Source organism: Sphingobium sp., from assembly GCF_032153725.1.
Taxonomy (GTDB): domain Bacteria; phylum Pseudomonadota; class Alphaproteobacteria; order Sphingomonadales; family Sphingomonadaceae; genus Sphingobium.
The window spans coordinates 52,329-75,467 of sequence record NZ_JALDYQ010000007.1; the positions used below are offsets into that span (position 1 = coordinate 52,329).

Genomic DNA, 23,139 nt, shown 5'->3' on the forward strand with positions numbered 1-23,139 from the left:
TCCATATGGTCAATAACTATCGCGATGTCGACCCCCCTGGCCGCCATGCGCGCTTTCGACCCACAATGATCAACCCTGACAAAGAGAGGCTTTAAAGCGATGTCCGCAACGGATCCCAAGGGCGTTATCGCCGCATTCATGCAGGCCCTGCAGGAAAAGGACTTCGCGGCGTGGAATGACCTCGTCGACGCGAAGGTCGTTGCCCATTTTCCTTATGCGCCCGAATTCCTCCCGGCGCGATTTGATGGTTTCGACGCATTTCACGGAGCCACGAAGGGACTGTTCGACATGGTCGACACCTTCGCCTTCCTCGACATCGACATCAAGGCAACCGAAGATCCCGAATTTTTCGTGACGACGGCACGCTCGGAAGCGAAGTTCCTGTCCGGCAGGGATTATGCCAACACGTACGTGTTCTTCGATAAGGTGCGCGACGGCAAGATCATCGAGCATTGGGAGCACTTCAACCCGCTGGCGGTGATCAAGGTGGTGGAACCGGCCTGACGTCTGACTGGGGACGCGCAGCGCTCACTTCCCCTTGAACACCACGCTGCAGATGAATGAAATGAGCCGGTGCATCTCGGCCGCGCTGGCCGGATCCTTGCCGGTCAGTATGGTATAGCCGCGCGTCGCCGCGAAGTACGTGCCTGTGCAGCCCAGGATGAGGAAGAACACGTGCGCGGGATCGCCCTCGATGACGGTCCCTTCCGCCTGGCCGTCCGCGATCAGCCCGGTGATTTGCTTGAACTGCTCGCGCAGATAGCGCTCCATCAGCCAGTCCAGCCGCTCCGAAGCCTGCGTGCTCTGCTGCGTTAGAATTCTGAACGCCTGCGGTGATGATGCGGCGGTCTTGGCGTAAATCTCTATGAACAGCCGCAGCTTTTCGGATGCCGATCGGTTTGGATCCTCGCCGATCGCTTCGTCGATCAGATCGGTCAACTGGCAAAGGACGCGGTCCATCACCGCGATCCAGAGCATTTCCTTGTTCTTGAAATGATAGTTCACCAACGAATGCTGGACCCCGGCAAGCTTGGCGATCGATCGGGTGGACGTTCCGATAAAACCGGCGGCGCTGAAACTGTCGAGCGCGACGTCGAGAATGATTTCCCGCATGCGATCCGCCCGCCGCGCGCCCTCCCCCGTGCTCCGCCTGCGGCGGACGCCGTCGGTCGATTGATCCGCCACGTTCACGGCCTTGTCCAAGCCTCGGTGCCTCCTGTTACCCGCTCATCCATGCCGATTAGAGCGTCCGGCACGGCGAGGTCAATCCAGGCGACGGCGACGTGATTCACCCGCCGGAATCCGGGACGAACGGTGGAACAGGCCCGCGGGGGCCATCAATGCGGCGCGACGCTGGTCGCCTGGAAGCTGCAGATCCGCCACGATCCGCCCTCGTTGCGCCAGACTATCGTCGCCCGCGCATCCATTTCGACCGTGGCTCCGTTGGCCTTGATCCGCACCGTCTGGATCATCGGACCGGTGGCCACGGCGATCTCGCCGAAAATCCTTACCGTCACGTCAGGCCGCGATACGGCGAGGAATTCGAGCTTGGCGGCAATGCCTTCCAGATAGCCCCGCTTGTCGTCGCACGATCCGTTGGCGTGAATATGGACGAGATCGTCGGAGATCATTTCGCCCAGCACGGCATAGTTCGCGTCGGTCAGCGCCTTGCAGCGCGCGGCTTCGAGTTCGAGGATCGTGGCTTCGGCCGACATGACATTCTCCCGGATTCGCAACAGGCACACCCGCAAGTCAGGCGCAGCCCAAGGTGATTGAACATTTCATTGTCCGGATGGACAGTTTTTGTCAAAGCTTAACTTGGCAAGCACTCAGGCAGCGATATCCGCGATGCAGGCACGGGCAGCCAGGGCCACTCGCACACGCCCGCCGGTCTGCGCCTCTGGCAGTTCGGCGACCTCGCGCGCGACCGCGGCCAGAGAGCTCAGATCGATGCCGGTTGCCACGCCCATGCCGTCGAACATGTAGACCAGGTCCTCGGTGGCGACATTGCCGGTCGCGCCCGGAGCGAAAGGACAACCGCCCAACCCGGCAACCGAAGCGTCGAACACGCGCACGCCGGCGTTCCATGCCGCCAGTGTGTTGGCCGCGCCAAGACCGTAGGTGTCGTGCGCATGGAATGCCCAGCGCGCCACTTGCGGGAAGCGCTCCATCGCAGTCGTGAACAGCCCTTGCACGTGGGCCGGATTGACCCGTCCGGTGGTGTCGCACAACGCCACTTCCGCCCGCGGGGCCATATCCGCCATGCCGTCGAGCAGCGCCAGCGTCTCGGCCTCGTCGATGCGCCCGAGATGCGGGCAATCGAAAGCCGTCGCGAGATTCAGGCGCAGCCCGGTGCCCTCGGGCAACATGGCGACGATCCGCGCATATTCCTCGGCTGATTCGGCGGGAGCGCGCCGCACGTTGCCGCGATTATGACGTTCGCTGACCGACAGCACGAAGGCGAGGTGCCTGGCCCCGGCTTCCAGGGCGCGTTCCGCGTGCCGCGCGGTGGGCACCAGCACCTGCGCCTCCAGGCCGGGCAGCGCCTGGGCTGCCGCCAGCACCTCGGCGGCGTCGGCCAGTTGCGGCAGAGCCTTGGGGCTTACGAAGGATGTCGCTTCCATGCGGCGGATGCCAGCGGCATAAAGCGCCTCGATGATCGCAATCTTGCGCGCGGTGGGGATGAACGGCGCCACCGACTGGAAGCCGTCGCGCGGGCCGACCTCGACGATCTCCACCCGGTCTTTCGCAGCGCCCATCATATCACTCCTTCTTCGCGCAGGGCGGCGATTTCCTGCTCGCTCATGCCGAGCAAACCACCAAGCACGTCTTCGTTGTGTTCACCGATATCCGGCCCGGTCCAGCGCACTTCGCCTGGCGTCTCCATGATGTTGGGAACGAATCCGGCGTGCGTCACCTTGCCAAAATGGGGATCGATGACTTCGCGCACCATCCCCCTGGCAAGATATTGCTCGTCCTCGGCACAGTCCTTCGCGGTATAGGCCTTGGAATTGGGGATGTCGGCCTCGGTCAGGATCGCGATGAGCGCATCCGCATCCAATTGGCGCGACCAGCCGGCGATGGCGGCGTCGATTTCGACGACATTGCGGACCCGAGCCGCATTGCCGTCATAGCCTGGCGCGCCGATCCATCCGGGCTTGCCGATCAAGGTCGCGAGCCGCGCGAAGATCGGCTCCGAATTGGCGGCGATCAGCACCCAACTACCGTCACGCGTGGGATAGGCGTTGGAAGGCGCGGCGGTCGCGATGCCTCCGCCCATCGGTTCCTTGATCTTGCCGAGCCGGCCGTATTCCGGAAGCATGCCCTCCATCATGCTGAGGATGCTTTCGGTGAGCGCGACGTCGACAGTCCGCGCCTCTCCGTCTCCTCCGGTCCTGTCGCGCTGCCAGAGCGCCGCCATGATGCCGAAGGCGGCATAGAGCCCGGCAATCGAATCGCCGATGCTGACGCCGACGCGAACCGGCGGCAGGTCGGTGGTGCCCGGCGCATGGTTGGAAAGATAGCGCAGGCCGCCGATAGCCTCGCCGATCACGCCGAAAGCGGCGCGGTCACGCCCGGGCCCTGTCTGCCCGTAGCCTGAGATATGCGCGACGATAAGGCGCGGATTGACGCCTCGCAGCGCCTCCGGCGCCAGTCCCAGCCTGGCCAGTTGCCCGGGCCGAAAATTCTCGACCACCACATCGCATTCGCCGGACAGCTTCTTGACAATCTCGCGTCCGCTGTCGGACTTGAGGTCAAGCGTGACGCTGCGTTTGTTGCGGCCATGCATCGACCACCAAAGCGAACGGCCTTCGACCTTTTCGCCCCAGTCTCGCACGGGATCGCCGCCCTTGGGCTCAATCTTGATCACGTCGGCACCAAGATCGGCCAGCAGGCGCGTACAGAAAGGGGCCGCCACGAAATGGCCGATTTCGAGGACTCTCAGCCCCGCTAATGTTGCCTGCAACTCGCCGCTCCTCGAAGTTCGAATCGTTCCTGATCCGATTACGATCAGGCCCGGATAACCTTGCTGTAGTCCACGCCCAGATCGTCCATCACCCGCATGGCCACAGGACGCCCGCCGCCGGTGACGCCGCCGCCGGGATGCATGAAGGGGCCGCAAAGATAAAGCCCCTGCGCGCCGGGAACACGGTACTGCGCCAGTTCCATCGTCGGGCGCATACCCAGCGACTGGTAGATGTAAGAGCCAAGCCCCATCACGTCGCCGCGCGTAAAACTGCGCGAATAACGCTGCATGTCGAGCGGGCTTTCAATGTGCCGTCCCATGACCGCGCCGGGCACGTTCGGCGCATAGCGACCGAGCCGCTCGAGCAGGTAGTCTGCATGCTTTTCCTTGACCTCGTCCCAACGCTGCGCTCCGCCACGCAGTTCGAAGGGCACGAGATGGATGTAATAGAGCGTATGCTTGCTTTCGGGCGCGCGGCTCGGATCAAGATTGGTATGGCACGCGACATGTCCGATGAAGCGCTTCGGGATGTCGCCATAGCGCAGATCGTCGAAAATGCGGCGGAATTCCTCGAACTCCATCGAGTCGATGAGATTAACCCCGAGCGAATTGTTCGGTCCTTCGCCGCAATTCCATTTCGGCCGCTCCGATAGCGCACAGTGAAAGCTGACCTCTGCGTACAGGCTGCCATGCGTTGCGGCAGCCCGGGCGGCCACGCCGGAATCGATACCCTCGACCATCGCACCCAGCATGTGCGGATGAATAGCCGCGATCACCGCCTTGCGCGCCTCGATTACTTCGCCGTCAGCCAGTTCGACCGCGCGCGCAGTGCCGCCGCTCACCAGCACGCGTTTTACTTGGGCTCCGCAGCGAATCTCGCCGCCATTGTCCTCGATCGCGGCGCGTAGCGCATTGCTGAGCTTTTGCGTGCCGCCCTTGACCAGGCCGCCCGGCGCCGAGTGGGACGATCCGATCAGGAAGAACATGTTGATGCCGGTGGTCTTTTCCTCGGGCCCGCACAGCGTCTCGGCCGCCCATTTAAGGAAGTGCATCCGCACCCGGGGGTGCTCGAAATTCTCGATCACGACGTCATAGGCGCTCTTGAGCATGGCCAGCAGCAACTCGCGGCCGACCGGCATTTGCTCAAGCATGGCGACGAAAGCGCCGAAACCGGGCGCCGGACGGTTCATTGCCATGCCAACGACCGGTCCGATTCCTGCCATAAATTCCGCCATGCGGCGGTAGGAGGCGGCATCGGGCTCGCTGAAACGGGCAATTTCCGCGCATGTACGATCCAGATCCTTATAGCACGACAAGGTCTCGCCATCGTCGAACACGGTCATGAAACTCGCGTCGGGATAGGCGAATTCGAGACCGTGGCGCGATATCAGGCCCAGCTCGTCATGCGTGACAATCGGATGCGCCTGAAGGTGCGCAATACCCGTTGCGTGCGGATCATGGATGAAGCCGGGGACGGTCAGTTCGCGACTGACGGTGCCGCCGCCAATGAAATCATGCTGCTCGAGCACTTGCACCGAAACGCCGCTCCGGGCCAGATAAGCCGCCGCGGTCAGGCAATTGTGACCGGCACCCACGATCACGACGTCGAATTTTGCAGACATTGTGCGTCACCTCTCCCGATCTGATGGGACACCAGCAACGAGCGCCTGCCCCAGTCAAATTAACATTCATGACAATTATTCAATTGCAACTACACCAGAGCAACTGGTCTTGTCGAGAGGCTGCAAGCGCAAACCGGACAAATGGATCTGGCGACACACGCATTTCCGGAACTGCCCGAGGACGTGGGCCGGCCAGGAATCCCGCCCCCTTGACATCCGCGCGCACCCTGGAATGCGAACCCGTTTAATTTTTATCCCAGATAATATATATTGACAAGGCGAGCTATCTGCGAGCAAATTGCAAAAGAGAAGAACTGCGGATTCCACCCGACCGCCGGAGGAGCCACGGTTGCATTGAACGCGTAATGTGAGGACAGGATGGCAACGGCGCCCACGCTTAAATCTCCCGACGTATCGCAGATCCTGGCATCGGCCCGAGCCCTCGTTCCCGAATTGCGGGCCATGAGCGCGGACATCAACCGCGCCCGCATGGTCCCGGAAAGCGTGATCCAGCGGCTGCAGGATGCCGGGCTGATGGGCCTGACGCGCTCCGCCCTCTACGGTGGGCCCGAACTTGACATGTCGCTGGTATTCCAGATCGGCCAAATCCTTGCAGAAGGCGATGGCTCGACTGCGTGGGTCTACTGCGTCACCAACAGCCATGACCATCTGGTCGGCCTTTATCCCAAGGCCGTGCAGGACACCTATTGGGCCTCACCGCGTCCGCTTTGCGCGTCGAGCTATCAGCCCCAGGGCAAAGTCACGAAGGTTGACGGCGGCTACCGGCTGACCGGCCAGTGGGGCTTCTGCTCGGGTATTGACCATTGCGACTGGGTCGTGGTGGGCTCCCTCATCTTTGGCGAAGGCGGTCCGCCGCGTCTCGGCCTGTTCATGCTCGAACGCAGCGAATACGAGATCGTCGACGATTGGTACATGATGGGTCTGTCGGGCACCGGCTCGAAGACAGTGAAGGTCGAGGATATGTTCGTTCCCGACGAACGCATGCTCGACAACGCCGATGTCATGAACGGAAAGACACCCGGCGCGGCGATCCACGGCAATCCGCTGTATCGCACCTCGATCTGGCTGCTGTTCGGATTTTCCATCCTCGCCCCGACGACGGGTATCACGCGTGCGGCCTATAACGATACCGTCGCCGCGATGCGCGAAAAGGCCGCCAGCAAGGATCCGATCTTCGCGGCGCGCATACCGGCCATCCAGCAGCGGCTCGCCGAAATCTCGGTGAAGCTGGACGCCTGCGAACTGCTTTACCAATCGAGCTTGCAGGAATCGGAAGCGTTGGTCATGGCCGGCAAATCCGCAAGCGACGAGATCCGTACACGCAATCGCCGCAACCAGGCATTCATCGCTTTCACCTGCCGCGAAGTGCTCGACAGCATGATGCAGATGGCGGGTGGACGCGGCCTGAAGGACGAAGCGACCGTACAGCGTGCGCTTCGCGACGTTTACGCCATCTCGGCGCATCCTGGCGGCAATCTCGATTCGGCGTTCGCGAGCTTTGGCTCGGTGGCGCTGGGCGGACCGCCCACTGAAATGTTCTGCTGAGACGGTTGCTCCGGCCACCCGGCCGGAACGATCCGCGGATGTCGGAGCCTCATGCCGTTGGTGCCGGCGATTGAAAACGATAGCGAATGCTAACATGTTCGGGATGAAGCGATGACGGACGGTCAGGACAAACTGGAGCGACGCGTAACGGCGGGACTGCGGGGAGCAAGTTGGAACCCCGAACTCGTATCGGAGGATATGCGGACATCCGTGCACCCGCTCCGCACTGCGGATGATGCGCCGGTGATCGGCTATCTGCACCGCAAGGGCGGAGAACGTACGGCGGTATTCATCATGCACCCGCGCGAACTGTTAGTGACGCACTACATGGTCCCACACCTCGTCAACGCTGGCTATGCCGTCTGGACCCAGGGGCCGCGTACCGTGGGCAACGACCTTCGCCTGGAACACGAGAGCGCTATTCTCGACGTCGCCGCAGGCGTGGTCGAACTGAAGCGCCTCGGTTTCGAAAACGTCGTCATGCTGGGCAACAGCGGCGGCGCAAGCCTGTTCGCCTTCTATAACCAGCAGGCCGTCGCCGCGCCGGAAAACCGTATCGCACGCACGCCGGGCGGCAAGCCGGTGAAGCTCGCGGAGGCCGAAATGCCGGTTCCAGACGGCTTCGTATTCGTCGCGCCGCACCCCGGCCAGGGCGTGCTCCTGATGAACATGATCGATCCTTCGATAACCGATGAGGACGATCCCTTTTCGATCGATCCGGCGCTCGATCCGTTCAGCGCGGACAACGGCTTCAAGGACGGCAAGGACAGCGGCGCGAGCTACCCGGCTGAATTCCTCGATCGCTACCGCGCCGCCCAGCGCGCGCGCGTGGAAAAGATCGACGCCAAGGCTCGCGCGCTGATCAATATCCGCATGGCCGCGCGCAAGCAGGAAGCGGCGGGCGAGCCGATCGAGAGCCGCTATGCCTCCACCTACTCGGGCATCTTCGAGGTCTGGCGCACCGATGCCGATCCGCGCTGCTTCGATACGTCGCTCGATTCCTCGGACCGGCGCTGGGGCAGCGTCTGGGGCGCGAAGCCCGTCACATCGAATGTCGGCAGCGTCGGCTTCGCGCGCGTCTGCACGCCGGAAAGCTGGCTTTCGACCTGGTCGGCGCTGTCCAGCAACGCCAGCTTCGACAAGGCGGGGCCTTCGATCACCCAACCCAGCCTGACCATCTACTACACCGGCGACAACAGCGTTTTTCCCTCCGATGTCGCCAGGATCCAGGACGCCATTGCAGCGACCGACAAACAGCGCATCGACATTCGCGGCAACCACCATGGCCAGTCGCTGCGTCTCGATGAGGAAAGCGGGCAGGACATCGCCGCCAGGGCGATCGTCGGCTGGCTCGATGCCCACTTCGTGGAGGTTCCGGCATGATCGGCGTTCGCGAGCCCCTTCCCGGTGTCGTCTATTGCCCGCAGGACCGGTTGGAAGCCTACGTCGCCGCGGGCAACCTTCCGACAACCGGTATCATCGACGAACTGATCGCCAGCTTCGCCGCCAATGCGGACCGCCCCTGTCTCGCCACGGCGGATCGGGTGATGACCTATGCCGAAGTAGACGAGGCAAGCGACCGCTTCGCCGGCGCGCTGATCGATCTGGGCCTCAAGCCCTATGAGCGGGTGCTGTTCCAACTCCACAACTCGCCCGAAGAGGTCATTGCCATCATTGGCTGCATGAAGGCCGGGCTGATTCCCACCTGCACGCTGCCTGCGCATCGCGAAGCGGAGATCGGCTACATCGGCCGCCACGTGGACGCTCGCGCCCATATCGTGCAGGGCGACGAAGCGAAGTGCGACCTGATCGACTTTGCCACGCGCATGGCGCGTGACGAAGTGCCGACCATCCGCCGGATCATCAGCGTTCGCGGACAACCGACCGAAGGCGTGCCGCGGTTGGAGGATCTGATCGCGGATCAGGATCCAGCGGAGGCGAAGCGGAAAGTAGCCGAAGTGCCGCGCGACCCGTACCAGGTTGCCATCTTCCAGCTTTCCGGCGGCACCACCGGCGTTCCCAAGGTGATCCCGCGCATGCAGAATGACTATCTGCTCAATGCCCGGCTCACAGCGCAGACCCTGGACTATCGCGCCGATGACGTGATGTTCATGCAAATGCCGATCATCCACAACGCAGCGATGATCTGCTGCCTGATGCCCATGCTGATCACCGGAGGCTGCTACACGATTTCGCGGGACATGAAGGTGGAAAGCTGGGCTGAGGTCGCACGCGCCCATCCGCCGACAGTGGTCGCGATCATTCGCGCCCTCGTTCCCCGCCTGGAGGGCATGATCGAGCTGGCGCCCGGCGCAATTGACCGGGTGCGCTTTTTCTGGACCCCGGACTCGGCCAAGCTGCTGCGCGAGAAGTACCGCAAGCCGGCCTACAACATGTTCGGCATGTCTGAAGGCATGAATCTCTATTGCCGCGAGGGCGACCCGGACGAGGCGCTGGACTGGACGGTGGGCCGGCCGATGTCGCCGGTGGACGAGATCCGGCTGGTGAAGCCGGGCACCCTGGAGCCGGCGGAGCCGGGCGAAATCGGGGAAATGCAGGCGCGCGGCCCCTATACGCTCAGCGGTTATTACAATGCGCCGGAACGCAACCGCGACGCCTTCACCCCGGACGGCTTCTACAAGCCGGGAGACCTGCTCGAAACGCGGGTGATCGACGGCACGATGTACTATGCCTTCGCCGGACGCACCAAGGACGTGGTCGACCGCGGGGCGGAAAAGATCAACTGCGAGGAAGTCGAGCATGCTGTGATGTCGCACCCGGCGGTTGCCAGTTGCGCCGTCGTCGGCATGCCCGATCCGGTGCTGGGCGAACGCGTCTGCGCCTACGTCACGCTGCGCGGGGGATTCGACAAGCCCGAAGTGCCCGAGATGCAGGAACACCTGCAGGGCATCGGAATGGCCAAGTTCAAATGGCCCGAACGCATCGAAGCGATCGACGACCTGCCGACCACCAAGATCGGCAAGCTCGACAAGGCGGCATTGCGCAAGGACATCACCGAGCGCTTGGCAGCTGACCAGCCCGAACCGGCAGGAGCGACGAAATGACCGATATGGCACTCAAGCTGAACGGCGCGCACCACATGGCACGGCCGACCTGGAAGCTGAAGGAGACCGTAGCTTTCTATCGGGACGTCCTGGGGTTGGAACTGGTCCACTGTGTCTCGGCGCGCGGCTGGGGCCGGGGTTACCATCCCGATTTCCTGCACTTCTTCTTCGACAGCGGCAACGGTTCGACTATCGCCTTCTTCTATTACCTCGGCCATGAGCAGCCCGATCACCTGCACCATCGGCCCGAGTTCGACAACGACGCGCATCACAATGCCTGGCGGGTCGAAACCAAGGAAGAGCTGGAGACCTGGCGCAAGCGCCTGGAGGATAACGGCGTCGAGATCATGTATCAGATCGAGCACGAAGTGGTGGAATCGATCTACTTCCGCGATCCGAACGGCTATTATCTCGAGATCGGCCGGCCGTTGCGCTCCTTCGTGCCGATCGACGTGAGCGATGCCGAACTCACGCTCGAGGCAGCGATCGCGCTCGAGGAGGAAATGGCCGCCAGGGGCGAGAAGCTGACCGCCATCGAGCCGGTATGGAAAGCCAAGGGCGAGCTCGTCGCCCGCAGGCTCGGGAAAGCGGCCTGAACAATGGGCGTACAGATCTTCGTACCCGACATTCCCGAATTCACCCCTCTGCTCGACGGCGCGCGCAAGACCGGCGGCTGCACGGTCGAAGCCCCGCGCTCAGGCTACTGGACCATCAAGTCCGAAAACGAACTGCGCTTCGAGCGCCGCGCGCTAGGCCTTGGCCCGGCACTCTGGAACAGCGCCCTGTGCGGCGGCTTCCAGGGCCGCATCGAGGAATATGGCCGTGACGTATTGCGGATCGTCAGTGACGACTGAGATGAACGATGCAAGCGAACATCTGATCTCCACCGATCCGCTGATTGTCCGCCGACGCGTGAGTTGGGGCGAGTGCGATCCGGCGGGCGTGGTCTATACACCGCGCTTCGCCGAATATGTCGTCTCGGCGATGGACTACTGGTTCAAACATGTCCTCCAGCATTCGGATCGCCCCCATCCGTTGCGAAAGCAGGTCGTCTATCCGATGCGCGCGATGTCGTTCGACTTCACCGGAATGCTCGAGCCCGACGATCAGTTCGACATCGAGGTCCGGTTGGCGAATATCAGCACGCGCACCCTGACCCTGGCCGTGGAAGCACGGCACGAAAAAAAGAGGCGCCAGGCCTTCTCCGCGTCGCTGACCGTCGTTGCCTACGATCAGGAAAAGAAAGCCGCGGTTCCCATCCCTGAAGAACTCCGTTGCCAGCTAAGGCGTATTCAGGCCGAGCAGAACGGATAGCTTGCGGCGGGAAATTAGTCACCGTCAAGCCATGCCCGCGCTTTTGCACTCAGTGCTTCCATCGCCGGTCCGGTCCGCCCCGGCAGGTCGTCGTGCACCTGCATGCCCATCAACGACTGGACATAGGCAAGGTGCCGGTAGCCGGTAGGAAAGCGCGCGAGACGCTCCGGATCGAGCGGTGGCAACACCTGCCCGCTGCAGGCCACGATCCGGTCACGATCATAGGCCGGATGCCGCAGCACAATCGCCCAGCGCCCATCCCGGCATTCGAGCAGGTCGATGAAACGCCCCCGGCACTCGACGTCGCAGGCTATTCCGTCGAGGCTGACACGCTGCGAGATCATCAGGCGCGAATGCGCGACCGCGCGCTCCCCGACGATCTCAATCGCCAGTCCGCCGATGGTATGGACGACGTCGAGCCCCGCGTCCCAGGCGCGTCTGGCGTTGCTCACGAATTCGGCCGCCGAGGCCTCGCCTCCGGTCGTGATCATTCTGCCGTCGGCATGCCAAGCCCCCGCCAGTCGATCGAAATCCCCGGTATCGCGCCAGATCACCCAAGACTCGATCAGTCGGCGGATACTGTCTTCGGCGCTGCAATCAGTCATTCATCCCTCCGTTCGTGCTTTCCGCTACATTCCCCCCTCCCCCCAGGCGGGAATGGCCCGATTCGACGTGGTGACAAATTGATGTGTGCCGGAACGTCGGAAATGGCGATTTGGCCAAAACCTATCGCGGCAACAACCTGCAAAACGCCCGATTGGCACGATTAAACAAGATATTGGCGCTCACTATTATGACGCCGATTTGCTCCGCCAGTTCGATGAGATCACAATCTGGCCAAAGGGCAAAACGGGAGAACCTGCTGTGATTGGTGCGAAGCGGCGCTTCGATGAGATTACCGAGCCTAATTACCCGCGTAACTGCTGGTGGGTCGCAGGCACGATCGACGAGATTGGAAGCCAGCCCATTGCGCGCCGGCTGCTGGGCGAAGCCATCGTGCTTTATCGTACGGGAGATGGGCGCGCCGCAGCATTGGCGGATCGCTGCCCCCATCGCTGGGCTTCGCTTTCCAAGGGATATGTCGAAGGCAACGAGCTTGTCTGCGGATACCATGGCGCCCGCTTCGGCGCGAACGGCAAATGCCACGTCTTTCCGACACAGGATAAAGTGCCCGAAGAAGCGAAGGTGCGCTCCTACCCGGTGATCGAGCAGTTTCCCTTCATCTGGATCTGGATGGGCGATCCCGAAGGGATTGCGGATGCACCCAAGCCCTATCGGTTCGACTGGGCGGAAAATGCGGACCATCTGGTCGCGCGCGGTTCCACGCCGATTGATGCGAACTACTTCCTGATCCACGAGAATCTCCTCGACCTCACGCATTTCAATTACACGCATCGCAACTCGCTGGGGGTCGACGACACGCCGGTGGCCAAGTTCTCGCGGGATGGCGACAGGGTTTCATTCCTGATGCGCAAGGAGGACACACAGCTTACGGCGGTCGAGCGCGCGGTCGTCGGCGTGGATCACCGCTTCAACCGCGTCATCAACGCCTGGTTCGAAACGCCGGCCGTCCATGTGGGACATGTGGAACTGTATGACCGGGAAGCAACCGGGCAGGAGCGCACGAATTACACGAGCTGGATCACCCATCTCGTCACGCCGGCCGCGCCCGGCATCACGCATTACTGGTGGATTTTCGCACGCGATTACGGCACCGACGCTTCTCCCGAAGAGTTGGCGGTCGGCCTTGATTTCATCTTCCGCGAGGACAAGGTCATGCTGGAAAACATCCAGGCGAATGCTGCGCTCGACATGGGTAAAGGCGAATCCACCGAAGTGAGCTTCAACGGCGACATGGGCGGCCTGCTGGCCCGCCGTGTCTTGAAGAAGCTGCTCCAGGCAGAACTATAGGCCCAAACCGGTCCGCCGAAAGCATCTTGGTCTGGAGCCATGCCGGTTCACCCTGCCGGCATGCCGCAGATCGATTTGACTTACATGAATTCGGTGAGGCCGATCGCGCCGCCCTCGCGCCCGTTGCCCGATTTCCTGAAACCGCCGAAGGGAACGGCCAGACTTGCCGCCCAGCCGTTGAATGGTCACGACCTCGGCCCGCAATTTCCGGGCAACCGCCGCAGCCGCCTGCGGATCGCCGCCGACGGGCCATATTCCGTGTCATTCGCCAGAGCTATGCCTTCAACAAGGGACGAGTAAGAGTGATTGTCGCGACCGGGCCAAAAGCTTCTCTTTCCGGAATTGAATCTAGAAGCGTTCGCCCAACAGGCTCCCAATCGGCGCCCACGTGCAAGATCGTAGAGCGGTCCATCTTCGTCCTGACGCTGGTTACGGTGATCGGACGTTTGAGGCCGATTTCTGCGATAATTTCGACGATCCGCTTGAACATCTTCTTGTTGCGGAGGCGCGCGTGGTCAGGGATGAACCCAACGAGCCTTTCTCAAAAAATTCATACGTGCTAGGTTCCAAAAAAAGAGGATGCATGGGGAGGCGCCATAGGGTGGGACTTTCGAGACCTTTTCTCTCTTTCGTGGATCGCGCCACCCTTCAGCGCATGCCAGACGAGCTTTGCAAGGTGGCGAAGCAGTGGCGTGCCGATTTTCCCGGTGGCAGGAAGGAGCGTTACGCTTGTCGCCTCTCTTGGCTTGCAGATTGGTATTTCGTTAGATCTACAAGTCAAGGCGTCGATATACGTTGGGAATTTGGAGCGCGACCGCCATCGGACTACGCGGTTCTGGTATTGTCATTCGGACGATCGATATCCGCAATGAATTCCGCATCCATTGGCAAACCGGGCACAATCGGTCTTTTGCGGTTTATAGATTGCAGTGACTTCAGGCCCCCATCTGAATTTGATTATTTAATCGCTCACGTGCCGCGCACTGCACTGGAGACTGAACTCGGCGAACCAGCGCCTTATGGCTGCGCCATCCCGGCATATCGGGGTGCGGGTGCGGTTCTGGCCAGTTCGTTGCGCGCGTTGGCCGATTGCTCTCTGCGCGATGAGACTGACCAGTCCCTTCGTTCTTTGCTGCCAGAATATGCGCGACTGATCCAGACCACGATGATGCGGGTTCAATCGGATTGCGTGAGTGACATTACCAGCGAACAGATGGAGACAGTTCGGGATTATCTCCAGCAGCATCTCTCCGATCCTGCCCTCACGTCTGAACAGGTCGCGGTTGGGTGCGGAATGTCCCGGCGCCAGCTCTACAGGCATTTCGAAGGAACCGGGCAGGGCTTTGCCGAAATGCTGCGCATGCTGAGACTGGATCGGGCTGCGTTCGAATTGCGTGATTCACCTCGACTTTCGATAGCGGAGGTGGCGTATCGCTGCGGGTTCGAGAACCCGGTCTCCTTCTCCCGCAGTTTCAAGGCCCAATTCGGGTGTAGTCCCCGAGATATGCGGGGCTGAAGCCTGACTGCGGAAGGTTGCCTTTCCAGCTTATCTTTGGCCGTTACTCAAATCCCCATTCGACGAGAGTCTGTTCTTTTTCGAATTTGCTTGGCCATGGGATATCGAAGTCGAGGGTTGCGGTCGGGAGCGGCAGGCGGGTGAGGTCGAAGCCGGGATCGGCAGCCTCGTCGGGGTGGAGCGGGATGCGTTCGTTGAGGATACGGCGCACCGCGCCGAAGACGAGCGGCTGGTTGATGCAGTTGACCGCGAGCAGATCCTCGCCGCGATAGTAGAACAGGCTGAAGCGCCCGTCGGCGGGCTTTCCGCGCAGCACCGTGCGGTCGTAGCCTTCGGAGACGCCGACCGATTGCAGGCGCAGCTTGTACTGATCCGACCAGACCCAGGGCGACTGGATATAGGGAAGTTCATGCCCCGCAATAGTGGCGCCCGCGGTTCGGCCCTGCTCGACAGCATTGTGGACCGTCTCGAGCCGCAGCCGCTTGCCGGTCAGGGGATTGGGATGGTTGGTGCAGTCGCCTGCCGCGACGATGTTCGGATCATTGGTGCGGGCAAGCTCATCGACGACGATGCCATTGTCGCATTCGACGCCGGCGGCCTGCGCCAGCTCGACATTGGGGATCGCGCCGATGCCGACCAGCACCATGTCTCCGGCAAAGACGCGCCCGTCGGCCAATTTCACCACGACCGCCCCATCGGCGAGCGGACGCAATTCCGCCACCTCGGCGCGCAGCACGATGCTGACGCCATGCATCAGATGCTGGTCGAGCAGGAAGCCCGCCATCTCGCCGTCCACGAGCTTGGGGATCAGGCGATCCGATGCAGCGAGCAGGGTCACGTCGAGCCCGGACTGGACCAGCATCGCCGCTGTTTCCAGCCCGATGAAGCCGCCGCCGATGATGACCGCGCTGCGGCTTTCGGCGAGGCGCACCCGCAGCCGGTCGACATCGTCCAGCGTCCGGATCGAGAAGATATTGGGCAAATCGGCACCTGGCAGGTCGAGCAAGCGGGAGCGGGTTCCGGTGGCGATCGCCAGCTTGTCATAGGGCAGGACGGTGCGGTCATCGAGCGTGACGCTTTGAGCCGCGCGGTCGATAGCCGTCGCACGGCGCCCCAGCCGCACATCGACGGCATATCTCTCGTAGAAGGACCGGTGCCGGTACAACAGCCAGTCCTGATCGTGCAGGCCCGTCAGATATTGCTTGGACAGCGGAGGGCGCTGATAGGGCAGTACCGCTTCCTCGCTGACCAGCGTAATGCCTCCCTCGTAGCCGCGACGGCGGGCTTCATCGATGATCTGCGCCGCAGCCTGGCCGCCTCCGATGACGACCAGACGCTCGTCGCGCGTCTGCCAACCGCTGCTCTCCATCTCTCAAGGCTCCAGATAATAGATTTGCGGCTTGGCGCCCCGACTCTCCGCCAGCACCTTGTGCTCGCGCGTGGCCAGCAACTGCGCCACCTTCGACCCCGGATCGTGGATGTCGCCAAAGTGGATCGCCCGCGTCGGGCAGACGACCTGGCAGCTCGGCGCTTCATTGACCTCCAGCCGGTGCGCGCACGCCGTGCATTTGTCCGCTGTGCCATGCTCCGCATCGAACGACAGCGCATCATAAGGGCACGCCTCGCCGCAGCGCTGGCAGCCGATGCACTTGTCCTCGTCCAACATCACCAGCCCGTCCTCGTCCCGTCGCCACAGCGTGTTCGTCGGGCAGGCGCTGATGCAGGGCGCATCCACACAGTGGTGGCACATGGTCGGCAGCCATTGCTGCGACAGGTTGGGAAAAACCCCCTGCGGCTTCTCGAAAATCGGATCGCGGTTCGAATCCAGAACCTTCAGCCGGAAACGACCGCTCTCCACATCATTCTCAACCTTGCACGCAATCACGCACGTATCGCACCCAATGCAACGCTTCATGTCGATGACGAAGGCCAGCTGCTTGTTCATAACATCTTCTCCCCGACGTCCCAGGCGATGATCATGGCATTCGGCGCGTCCCTTCCCGCTGCCCCTTCTCGAGCAGCCAGCGACGAAGCTTCAGCAAGCGCACTTGGCGGTGATGCCGTACATCCCAGATCCCACTTCCTGATGGAGATCACAGAGCGGCTAACGTCCTCTCGCCATCAACGGCAAGGCTCTGTAGGATAGATCATTCTCCAATCCGCCTGTCTCACCGAACGACTGCAGCAGGCGCGCGTCCGCTTCCGCCACTTCCGCAGTAAAAGCAGCGTCCCAGGCCAGATGTCTGCAGGCGAGCTTCCACTCGCCATGCCGGCATTCGTAGTTGTCGAGATAGCGCCCTGTCACGATGAGATGCTTTGGCTCCGCGCTACTGGTGCGCTGATTTGCTATGAGTTCTGCGCCAATGGTGCGATGATATGCGATGAAGTAAAGCTCCCCATCCGCTCGATCTCCATCGATCCGGTATGAGGCGTTGCAAACGAAGTGATTGGTAAGCTCAAAAGCTTCCATGGCACCCGACAGCCATTCCAGGCACTCATCAACAGATCCGGAAAATACATTGCCAACTTTATATACGGCATCGTCGTGAAAGAATGTACGAAGGAGATCATAGTCGCGTCGATCGGCCGCCCTGCAGAAACGCATTACCAGATCATTTAGTGCATTCTTTGCCAACATATTGTCTATGGCAAGATTTCTTTCTTCACTGCTCATTTTCGTATCTCCGACTATATACCGCGCTTCCGATGAAGTTCTTGTGCCCGGCCGCGGAATCCTTTCTTCCCCCGGCAGGGCCGGCTGCTCCTCTCAAGCAGCCGGCAACCGATGCTTCAGTAGGTGAATATGGCGGTGATGCCGTACATGCGCGGTTCGGCTTCCTGATACAGAAGCGATGTGGGCGTATAGAAGACCGAGTTCGCCCGCTTTGCCTGCGTCAGGTTCGTGACGAAGGCCCGCAACATGATATGCTCGCCAGGCAAAGTGTAATCCAGCGACAATTTGACAAGATGGTAGCTTTTCTGGCGGCTACCATCCGTATGCCAGAAAAAGCCGTCATTATAATACCAGCTTCCGCTCGCCCCGATGATTCCGCCGTTCGCCAGTTCCTTGCGATAGTCCAGTGAACTGCTCACCACCCACTCGGGTGCCTGCGGCAGTTTGAAGCCAGTGGCGTCGACCGTGGAGGACTGGTTGAAATCTCCCGGTGTCGTGACGAAGCCTGCGGCCTGCGGATAATTTTTGTAGCGCGTATGCTCCCAGGCGACCGCCGTGTTCAGGGTCAGCTCGCTTGTTAACGTCGCGGACAAAGAGGCTTCGATGCCGTAAAGCTCGGCGGAAGCCGCATTCTCCAACAGCGCCGATGCGCTCCTGCTCGGATCGAAAACCTGAACCTGAAGATCTTTCATTTTGTAATAATAGGCGGAGGTCTCGAACGCGATGCGCCCGCCGTTGAACCGGGATTTGGAGCCGATTTCAAACGCCGTCAGCTTTTCGGGATTGACCGGGCCGTTGTCGGCGGGGGTTGCGATGTTGAAAGCCCCTGATTTGAAGCCCTTGCTTGCGGTCGCATAGAAGAGTGTCGTCCCCGTCTTGTAATCCACAGTCAGCTTTGGTGTAAATGCGCGCCAGGTTTTCGCCTCGTCGGGAAAAGGCGTCGCTGCCCCGACCAGGTTTCCAGCGGCGTCGACTGCGAACGAGGAGGCGTCCTCAATGCGCTTTTTATCCACCGTGTAGCGGCCGCCGAGCGTGATCCGAAACTGGTTGATCGGTACTGTCGCCTGGGCGAAGGCGGCATAGGACCGCGTGCGGACCGCCGCGATGTTCGACAGCCCGGTAACCGGGGATGGGAAGAGGAGGTTGGACAGGGTGGTAACGGGGTTGAACCCGGCGCGCTGGTTGAAATAATAGGCGCCAGCAATCCATTCTACAGGCGAACCCGGCCCGGAAAGAAGCTGGACCTCCTGCGAAAATTGCTTACCGAACTGATCGCCGAAGATTGCCAGAAACGGCAGCTGGGTGCCATCGAGATCCGAAGAGAGCCGGAATGTGCTCTTGCGATAGCCGGTAATGGCAAGCAATCTTACGCTGTCGAAATCCGCCTCTGTGCGCAGCGCGGCCGAGGTCTGATTCGAGCGAGAGTAGCTGGGATGATCGTTGACCGCCACGCGGCGCTCGATGATCCGGGGCTGATCGAACACAAGCGGGTTGTAGAGGACGGAGTCGCTCTGGACGTTCCGGAAGGTGCCGCCTTCGGGACTGCGAACCTCGACATGCTCGATGCTGCCGGTTAGCTTCAGCGTCTCGGTGGGGGAGAAGACAAATTTCCCGCGAACCGCCAGGCTCTTCTCCTTGTCCGGCTGGTCCGTCGTCGCCGGGGTGATATGTTTCACGAAGGTGTCGCGCATCGATCCAGCGGCATAGACCCCCACCACCAGATTGTCGGCGATTCCCCCGGAAAGATAGGCGCTGCCCTCGATGCGGTCATAATTGCCGTAGGTGAGCGTTCCGCCCGCCTCCAGCTCCTGCATGGGCGTCCGTGTGATGACGCTGATCGCTCCCCCAGTCGCATTGCGGCCGTAGAGCGTGCCTTGCGGTCCCTTCAGCACCTCTACCCGTTCGACACCGAGCAGTTGCTGGATGGCGGCCACCGTATGTGCGACGTAGACCCCGTCGATATAAGTGGCGACGCTCGCCTCGGCATTCGGCATGGCGATGTCGCTGCCTACCCCGCGCAGGAACGGCGTCGCGGAAGTTCCGAGGCTGGTATATTGCAGCGAGGGAACGAGCAGCTGAAGATCCTGTGTTGTTGAGATCCTGCCGCGCTCGATGGCAGTCGAGGAGACCGCCGTGATGGCGATCGGAACGTCCTGCAACCGTTCGCTTCGCTTCTGCGCAGTAACAACGATGTCCTCAAGGACACCCTGTTCCTGCGGTTGCGAAACCTGGGCAGCCTTTCGTTCGGCTGGCGCCTGAGCGATGGCTGTTTCTGAAGATGCCAATATCGCGCAAGCTGTGATCAATAATCTGGTTTTGTGTTTCATAACTCTCTCCCTCTTTTTATCATTACTTTGTGACTTCGTGGATACTTTACGACGGGCTCGTCTCGACAGGTCGTATCTGACAGTGAATATCCCATAACGGCACGTTGGTTTCGATCACACGGGACTGCACGGCGTTGACCGGAACATGGCCCAGAGTGGAAGGATGGCCGGCGTGGAAATGCTTTTTCCACCAGCCTTGGGCGAGCCCGAGCACGCCCGGTTGCAGTGCGTTGGTGATCGTCGCTCTCGCCTGAAAGCTGCCGCGCTCGTTGAAGACTTCGACCAGATCGTCTTCGGTAATTCCGATCCGCTCGGCATCGGTGACCGCGATCTCGACCCGGGGTCCGGGCAGAACTTCCTGTATCAACGGCAGCATGACATGCGTGCCGTGCGCCGTATGGACATGCTTGTAGCTGATGAGCTGGAACGGATATTTGTCGGCGCCCGGGCTGCGCGCGCCTTCCAAAGGTTCCTTGTAGACGAGGATTTCCTCGCCCAGATCGGCGAATTGCTCCTGATAGAGCTCGATCCGGCCCGAAGGCGTGTTGAACTTCATGTCGCGGTAAGGCGTGTAGGGCCGCTCGACCGGCAGTGATACGATCCCGTCGCGGCACAGCGTGTCCCAATCCAGCCCGTTGATGATCGGCGCAGGATGGGTGTCGATGAGTTGGCGGCACGATTCCTCTGGAGTCATCCGCCAGTCTTCGCCTATGCCGAGATGCTCGCAGAGCCCGCCGTAGATATCGAAATCGTTGCGGCTTTCCCCGACAGGATCGACCGCGCGACGGCGAAGCTGCATGAACCAGCTTTCCGCACTTCCGACGAGATCCCAATCGTCCTCGAAATAGGAGACGCAGGGGAGAACGACATCGGCATATTCGGCGGCACCGGTCATCATCTGCTCGCTGACGACGAACAATTCGAGCCGCGGTAGTGCCTCTTTGACGAATCGCGCGAAAAACGGGGTCTGCGTGGCGAATCCGGTGGCTGCGGTCCAGAGCGAACGCACAGGATAAGGATCATCATCGACCAGCGTCTGCATGAGCCGACTGCCGGGAAGCGAGTGCCCCTCTTTCCCGCCCGGCGAGAGCCAGTCCGGCGCCGGGGTTTTGAACATCGTGAACAGCGGACCGTCAAGCAGGCTGGCGCCCGCATATGGTTTGCCAATGTTGCCGCACAGCGAGGCCAGGGTAATCCATGCGCGGAAAGTAATATGGCCGTGATGGTAGCGTTGAGAACCCTGGCCCAGCCATATCCAGGCTGGTTCGGTGGTCGCATATTCCCGCGCAATGCGGCGAATCTGTTCGGCCGGCACGCCGCAAACTGACGAGGCGTGCTCCGGCGTGAAATCGCTCAAGCCTTCCCATAATGCGTCGAATGCAGTCCGGCATTCGATCTGCGCGCCGTCCACACCGGTTACTACGCAACGGCTCATCAGGCGGGGCGCCGTCGCATCCGAGACGGTCGAAACGCGCTGGATTGCTTCATCCCAGACCATGTAGGCGTCGCCGCCATCCTCGCTGAGATCGCGCGCCCGAAGCATGGCGCGGTTGTCGCTGCGGACCAGGAATGGAGCGTTGCTGTGCCGAACCGCATAATCGCTCTTCATCAACCCATCGGTCACGATGACGTTGATCATACCCATCACCAGCGCCGTATCGGTGCCGGGGCGGATCGGCACCCACTCGTCGGCCTTGGCCGCCGACCGGGAAAAGCGGGGGTCGATCATCACGAATTTGGTTCCGTTCTCCATGGCGTCGAACAGGAAATGCATCTCGCTATGCGCCGTATCGGCCATGTTCCGGCCGGCGCTGATAAGATATCGGGCGCCTGTGACCTCGGAGATATCATTTGCGCGGCCGTAATCGCCCAGGATCGAAAAATAGCCGATGTAACCGGCCCAGTCAGACGAGACCGCCATGGTGGTGAAGTGTGTCCCGCCCAGGCAATTGGCCACGCGCTTGCTCGATGTCATGGCGCGGTAGCCGTAATTGGCGCCGCTGTTGATCCACGCATTGCTGCGGGCGCCATATTTCTCGATGTTTCGGTTCAGGCGTTCGCCGATATAGGCATAGGCCTCCTTCCAGCTTACGCGCCGCCATTTCCCTTCGCCGCGCGCACCGGCGCGGATCAGGGGATGGGTCAGGCGGTCGGGGTGGTGCAGCCGCTGGGTCGCCATGGCGATGCCCTTGAGGCAGATGCGCTCAAATCGCGGATCGGGATAACTCGCGGGTTCAAGCTTGATCAGGCGCCCGTCCTTCACGAAGGCGTTGACGCCGCACGTGCCGGTGCAATCGGGCGAGCAAACCGTGCGCACCACCCGATCCGCCTCGCCGAAAACATCGGCATGTCCGTCGCGGACTGACGGAGCCCCTCTCCGTGAGGTCTTGCTATTATGTTTCATCACCTGAATGATGGATGTGAAAGTAGCCCGCGTCCTGCACTGCAAGTGCCAAAGATCAGCTACCGAGTGCCATGCAGGCGCCCGAAGTCGAGAGGTAGCCCGGGAAATTTGGACAGGGGAATAAGTGGATTTTCCGCCTGCCGGCGGCCATGAAGGCGGCTTGACACTCGTAGCGGCAATCAGTGTTTTTCCAACTGTCGGCAGGCACTGCCAGAGCCGAGCCAGATCCGCATCCCCGGCTTCACCCCGCGAGGACAGTCGGGCGGAAGTAGCCGCGATCCATGCCGTCCGGCTTTCCTGGGCCACCGGTCACCAGGTGCGCGCCCTCGTCGATAGCCGACTGGATGAGCGCTAGAAACGCAGGCAAGGACGCCTGCTGCGTGCTGGCAAAAGTGTGCGAAGGAAAGCTCAAGGACAGGGCGGGTGGGGGCGGACCGGACGACAGATGCCGAGGGAGATAATTGGCCAGTAAGCGGAGCGTTGACATCAACGAAGCCGCCATCACGCCGGGCCGCGCCAGCCGCAGCGCCGCCGCCCGCCCCCCGACCTGAAGCGGTCCCGATGATGAGCGCGGCCTTACCGGTCATATCCGATGGGGTGCTCATTTAATTTGCTCCTCAAGCTTCGAAGGCCAAGCCCTGTTCGACGCGGGGAGCCTGTTCGAACACCGTCGAGTGGACGACCGAGACCATTGGCCGGCCCGAATGCGGCGCATATTGCAACACGAAATCGAACATCTGTTCCCTGGTGGCGTTGCTGCTCATCATCGCGCC

22 protein-coding genes are annotated in these 23,139 nt (G+C 61.5%); 10 read left to right on the forward strand and 12 right to left on the reverse strand.

Annotation, left to right across the window (positions count from 1 at the left end; all coding sequences use genetic code 11):
• The first annotated feature begins 99 nt into the window (after positions 1-99).
• A complete protein-coding gene (locus RUH75_RS04230; RefSeq protein WP_313802495.1) occupies positions 100-504 on the forward strand; it encodes a nuclear transport factor 2 family protein in 405 nt (134 codons plus the stop codon).
• 24 nt (positions 505-528) lie between these two features.
• Here RUH75_RS04230 and RUH75_RS04235 read toward each other — a convergent pair whose 3' ends face one another.
• From RUH75_RS04235 to RUH75_RS04255, 5 genes are all read right to left on the reverse strand, one after another.
• Positions 529-1,203 carry a TetR/AcrR family transcriptional regulator gene (locus RUH75_RS04235; protein ID WP_313802496.1) on the reverse strand — a complete coding sequence of 225 codons (675 nt, stop codon included), beginning with the start codon at positions 1,201-1,203 and terminating at the stop codon, positions 529-531.
• A gap of 134 nt (positions 1,204-1,337) precedes the next feature.
• Positions 1,338-1,715: a nuclear transport factor 2 family protein gene (locus RUH75_RS04240; RefSeq protein WP_313802498.1), complete on the reverse strand. Its 378-nt coding sequence runs from the start codon at positions 1,713-1,715 to the stop codon at positions 1,338-1,340.
• A 114-nt stretch (positions 1,716-1,829) separates the two neighbouring features.
• Positions 1,830-2,762, reverse strand: a complete 933-nt coding sequence (locus RUH75_RS04245; protein WP_313802500.1) for a hydroxymethylglutaryl-CoA lyase — start codon at positions 2,760-2,762, stop codon at positions 1,830-1,832.
• Complete coding sequence (locus RUH75_RS04250; protein WP_313802502.1) at positions 2,759-3,967, reverse strand: CoA transferase; 1,209 nt, start codon at positions 3,965-3,967, stop codon at positions 2,759-2,761. The genes RUH75_RS04245 and RUH75_RS04250 overlap by 4 nt, the downstream gene beginning before the upstream one ends.
• A 44-nt stretch (positions 3,968-4,011) precedes the next feature.
• Entirely contained in the window at positions 4,012-5,589 is a 1,578-nt protein-coding gene (locus RUH75_RS04255) for an NAD(P)/FAD-dependent oxidoreductase (protein WP_313802503.1), read from the reverse strand.
• A 378-nt stretch (positions 5,590-5,967) separates the two neighbouring features.
• Between RUH75_RS04255 and RUH75_RS04260 the strand changes: the two genes are divergently transcribed.
• From RUH75_RS04260 to RUH75_RS04285, 6 genes are all read left to right on the forward strand, one after another.
• Positions 5,968-7,155, forward strand: a complete 1,188-nt coding sequence (locus RUH75_RS04260; RefSeq protein ID WP_313802505.1) for an acyl-CoA dehydrogenase family protein — start codon at positions 5,968-5,970, stop codon at positions 7,153-7,155.
• Positions 7,156-7,266: 111 nt separating this feature from the next.
• On the forward strand, positions 7,267-8,538 hold the full coding sequence (locus RUH75_RS04265; RefSeq protein ID WP_313802507.1) for a hypothetical protein: 1,272 nt from the start codon (positions 7,267-7,269) through the stop codon (positions 8,536-8,538).
• Positions 8,535-10,220, forward strand: a complete 1,686-nt coding sequence (locus RUH75_RS04270; protein WP_313802509.1) for an AMP-binding protein — start codon at positions 8,535-8,537, stop codon at positions 10,218-10,220. The genes RUH75_RS04265 and RUH75_RS04270 overlap by 4 nt, the downstream gene beginning before the upstream one ends.
• A complete protein-coding gene (locus RUH75_RS04275) occupies positions 10,217-10,816 on the forward strand; it encodes a VOC family protein (protein WP_313802511.1) in 600 nt (199 codons plus the stop codon). The genes RUH75_RS04270 and RUH75_RS04275 overlap by 4 nt, the downstream gene beginning before the upstream one ends.
• 3 nt (positions 10,817-10,819) lie before the next feature.
• Positions 10,820-11,074 carry a hypothetical protein gene (locus tag RUH75_RS04280; RefSeq protein WP_313802513.1) on the forward strand — a complete coding sequence of 85 codons (255 nt, stop codon included), beginning with the start codon at positions 10,820-10,822 and terminating at the stop codon, positions 11,072-11,074.
• A gap of 1 nt (position 11,075) precedes the next feature.
• Entirely contained in the window at positions 11,076-11,534 is a 459-nt protein-coding gene (locus RUH75_RS04285; protein ID WP_313802515.1) for an acyl-CoA thioesterase, read from the forward strand.
• Between the two features lie 14 nt (positions 11,535-11,548).
• On the opposite strand, the gene RUH75_RS04290 is transcribed toward RUH75_RS04285, so the two are convergent.
• Positions 11,549-12,139 (reverse strand): nuclear transport factor 2 family protein, encoded by a 591-nt coding sequence (locus tag RUH75_RS04290; RefSeq protein ID WP_313802517.1) that lies wholly within the window; start codon positions 12,137-12,139, stop codon positions 11,549-11,551.
• Between the two features lie 85 nt (positions 12,140-12,224).
• Here RUH75_RS04290 and RUH75_RS04295 point away from each other — a divergent pair, with 85 nt between their 5' ends.
• The 3 genes from RUH75_RS04295 to RUH75_RS04305 all read left to right on the forward strand — a co-directional run bounded on the left by RUH75_RS04295 (position 12,225) and on the right by RUH75_RS04305 (position 14,961).
• Entirely contained in the window at positions 12,225-13,445 is a 1,221-nt protein-coding gene (locus tag RUH75_RS04295) for an aromatic ring-hydroxylating dioxygenase subunit alpha (protein ID WP_313802519.1), read from the forward strand.
• Between the two features lie 60 nt (positions 13,446-13,505).
• Positions 13,506-13,745: a hypothetical protein gene (locus RUH75_RS04300; protein WP_313802521.1), complete on the forward strand. Its 240-nt coding sequence runs from the start codon at positions 13,506-13,508 to the stop codon at positions 13,743-13,745.
• 355 nt (positions 13,746-14,100) lie between these two features.
• Positions 14,101-14,961, forward strand: coding sequence for an AraC family transcriptional regulator (locus RUH75_RS04305; protein ID WP_313802523.1), 861 nt, complete (start codon positions 14,101-14,103; stop codon positions 14,959-14,961).
• 43 nt (positions 14,962-15,004) lie between these two features.
• On the opposite strand, the gene RUH75_RS04310 is transcribed toward RUH75_RS04305, so the two are convergent.
• The 6 genes from RUH75_RS04310 to RUH75_RS04335 form a co-directional block, all read right to left on the reverse strand.
• Positions 15,005-16,330: an FAD-dependent oxidoreductase gene (locus RUH75_RS04310; RefSeq protein WP_313802525.1), complete on the reverse strand. Its 1,326-nt coding sequence runs from the start codon at positions 16,328-16,330 to the stop codon at positions 15,005-15,007.
• A 3-nt stretch (positions 16,331-16,333) separates the two neighbouring features.
• Positions 16,334-16,906: a 4Fe-4S dicluster domain-containing protein gene (locus RUH75_RS04315; protein ID WP_313802527.1), complete on the reverse strand. Its 573-nt coding sequence runs from the start codon at positions 16,904-16,906 to the stop codon at positions 16,334-16,336.
• 159 nt (positions 16,907-17,065) lie between these two features.
• Positions 17,066-17,635, reverse strand: coding sequence for a nuclear transport factor 2 family protein (locus RUH75_RS04320; protein ID WP_313802529.1), 570 nt, complete (start codon positions 17,633-17,635; stop codon positions 17,066-17,068).
• A 116-nt stretch (positions 17,636-17,751) separates the two neighbouring features.
• Entirely contained in the window at positions 17,752-19,920 is a 2,169-nt protein-coding gene (locus RUH75_RS04325) for a TonB-dependent receptor (RefSeq protein ID WP_313802531.1), read from the reverse strand.
• 88 nt (positions 19,921-20,008) lie between these two features.
• Positions 20,009-22,366, reverse strand: a complete 2,358-nt coding sequence (locus RUH75_RS04330) for a molybdopterin-dependent oxidoreductase (protein WP_313802533.1) — start codon at positions 22,364-22,366, stop codon at positions 20,009-20,011.
• A 617-nt stretch (positions 22,367-22,983) separates the two neighbouring features.
• Positions 22,984-23,130 carry a hypothetical protein gene (locus RUH75_RS04335; protein WP_313802535.1) on the reverse strand — a complete coding sequence of 49 codons (147 nt, stop codon included), beginning with the start codon at positions 23,128-23,130 and terminating at the stop codon, positions 22,984-22,986.
• Positions 23,131-23,139 lie beyond the last annotated feature (9 nt).

What these genes read in the sequence shown, in the direction of transcription:
- RUH75_RS04230 (WP_313802495.1), top strand. Translation starts at nt 100, where the DNA reads ATGTCCGCAACGGATCCCAAGGGCGTTATCGCCGCATTCATGCAGGCC.
- RUH75_RS04240 (WP_313802498.1), bottom strand. Translation starts at nt 1,715, where the DNA reads ATGTCGGCCGAAGCCACGATCCTCGAACTCGAAGCCGCGCGCTGCAAG.
- RUH75_RS04245 (WP_313802500.1), bottom strand. Translation starts at nt 2,762, where the DNA reads ATGATGGGCGCTGCGAAAGACCGGGTGGAGATCGTCGAGGTCGGCCCG.
- RUH75_RS04255 (WP_313802503.1), bottom strand. Translation starts at nt 5,589, where the DNA reads ATGTCTGCAAAATTCGACGTCGTGATCGTGGGTGCCGGTCACAATTGC.
- RUH75_RS04260 (WP_313802505.1), top strand. Translation starts at nt 5,968, where the DNA reads ATGGCAACGGCGCCCACGCTTAAATCTCCCGACGTATCGCAGATCCTG.
- RUH75_RS04265 (WP_313802507.1), top strand. Translation starts at nt 7,267, where the DNA reads ATGACGGACGGTCAGGACAAACTGGAGCGACGCGTAACGGCGGGACTG.
- RUH75_RS04270 (WP_313802509.1), top strand. Translation starts at nt 8,535, where the DNA reads ATGATCGGCGTTCGCGAGCCCCTTCCCGGTGTCGTCTATTGCCCGCAG.
- RUH75_RS04275 (WP_313802511.1), top strand. Translation starts at nt 10,217, where the DNA reads ATGACCGATATGGCACTCAAGCTGAACGGCGCGCACCACATGGCACGG.
- RUH75_RS04280 (WP_313802513.1), top strand. Translation starts at nt 10,820, where the DNA reads ATGGGCGTACAGATCTTCGTACCCGACATTCCCGAATTCACCCCTCTG.
- RUH75_RS04285 (WP_313802515.1), top strand. Translation starts at nt 11,076, where the DNA reads ATGAACGATGCAAGCGAACATCTGATCTCCACCGATCCGCTGATTGTC.
- RUH75_RS04290 (WP_313802517.1), bottom strand. Translation starts at nt 12,139, where the DNA reads ATGACTGATTGCAGCGCCGAAGACAGTATCCGCCGACTGATCGAGTCT.
- RUH75_RS04300 (WP_313802521.1), top strand. Translation starts at nt 13,506, where the DNA reads ATGCCGCAGATCGATTTGACTTACATGAATTCGGTGAGGCCGATCGCG.
- RUH75_RS04305 (WP_313802523.1), top strand. Translation starts at nt 14,101, where the DNA reads ATGCCAGACGAGCTTTGCAAGGTGGCGAAGCAGTGGCGTGCCGATTTT.
- RUH75_RS04310 (WP_313802525.1), bottom strand. Translation starts at nt 16,330, where the DNA reads ATGGAGAGCAGCGGTTGGCAGACGCGCGACGAGCGTCTGGTCGTCATC.
- RUH75_RS04315 (WP_313802527.1), bottom strand. Translation starts at nt 16,906, where the DNA reads ATGAACAAGCAGCTGGCCTTCGTCATCGACATGAAGCGTTGCATTGGG.
- RUH75_RS04320 (WP_313802529.1), bottom strand. Translation starts at nt 17,635, where the DNA reads ATGAGCAGTGAAGAAAGAAATCTTGCCATAGACAATATGTTGGCAAAG.
- RUH75_RS04330 (WP_313802533.1), bottom strand. Translation starts at nt 22,366, where the DNA reads ATGAAACATAATAGCAAGACCTCACGGAGAGGGGCTCCGTCAGTCCGC.
- RUH75_RS04335 (WP_313802535.1), bottom strand. Translation starts at nt 23,130, where the DNA reads ATGAGCAGCAACGCCACCAGGGAACAGATGTTCGATTTCGTGTTGCAA.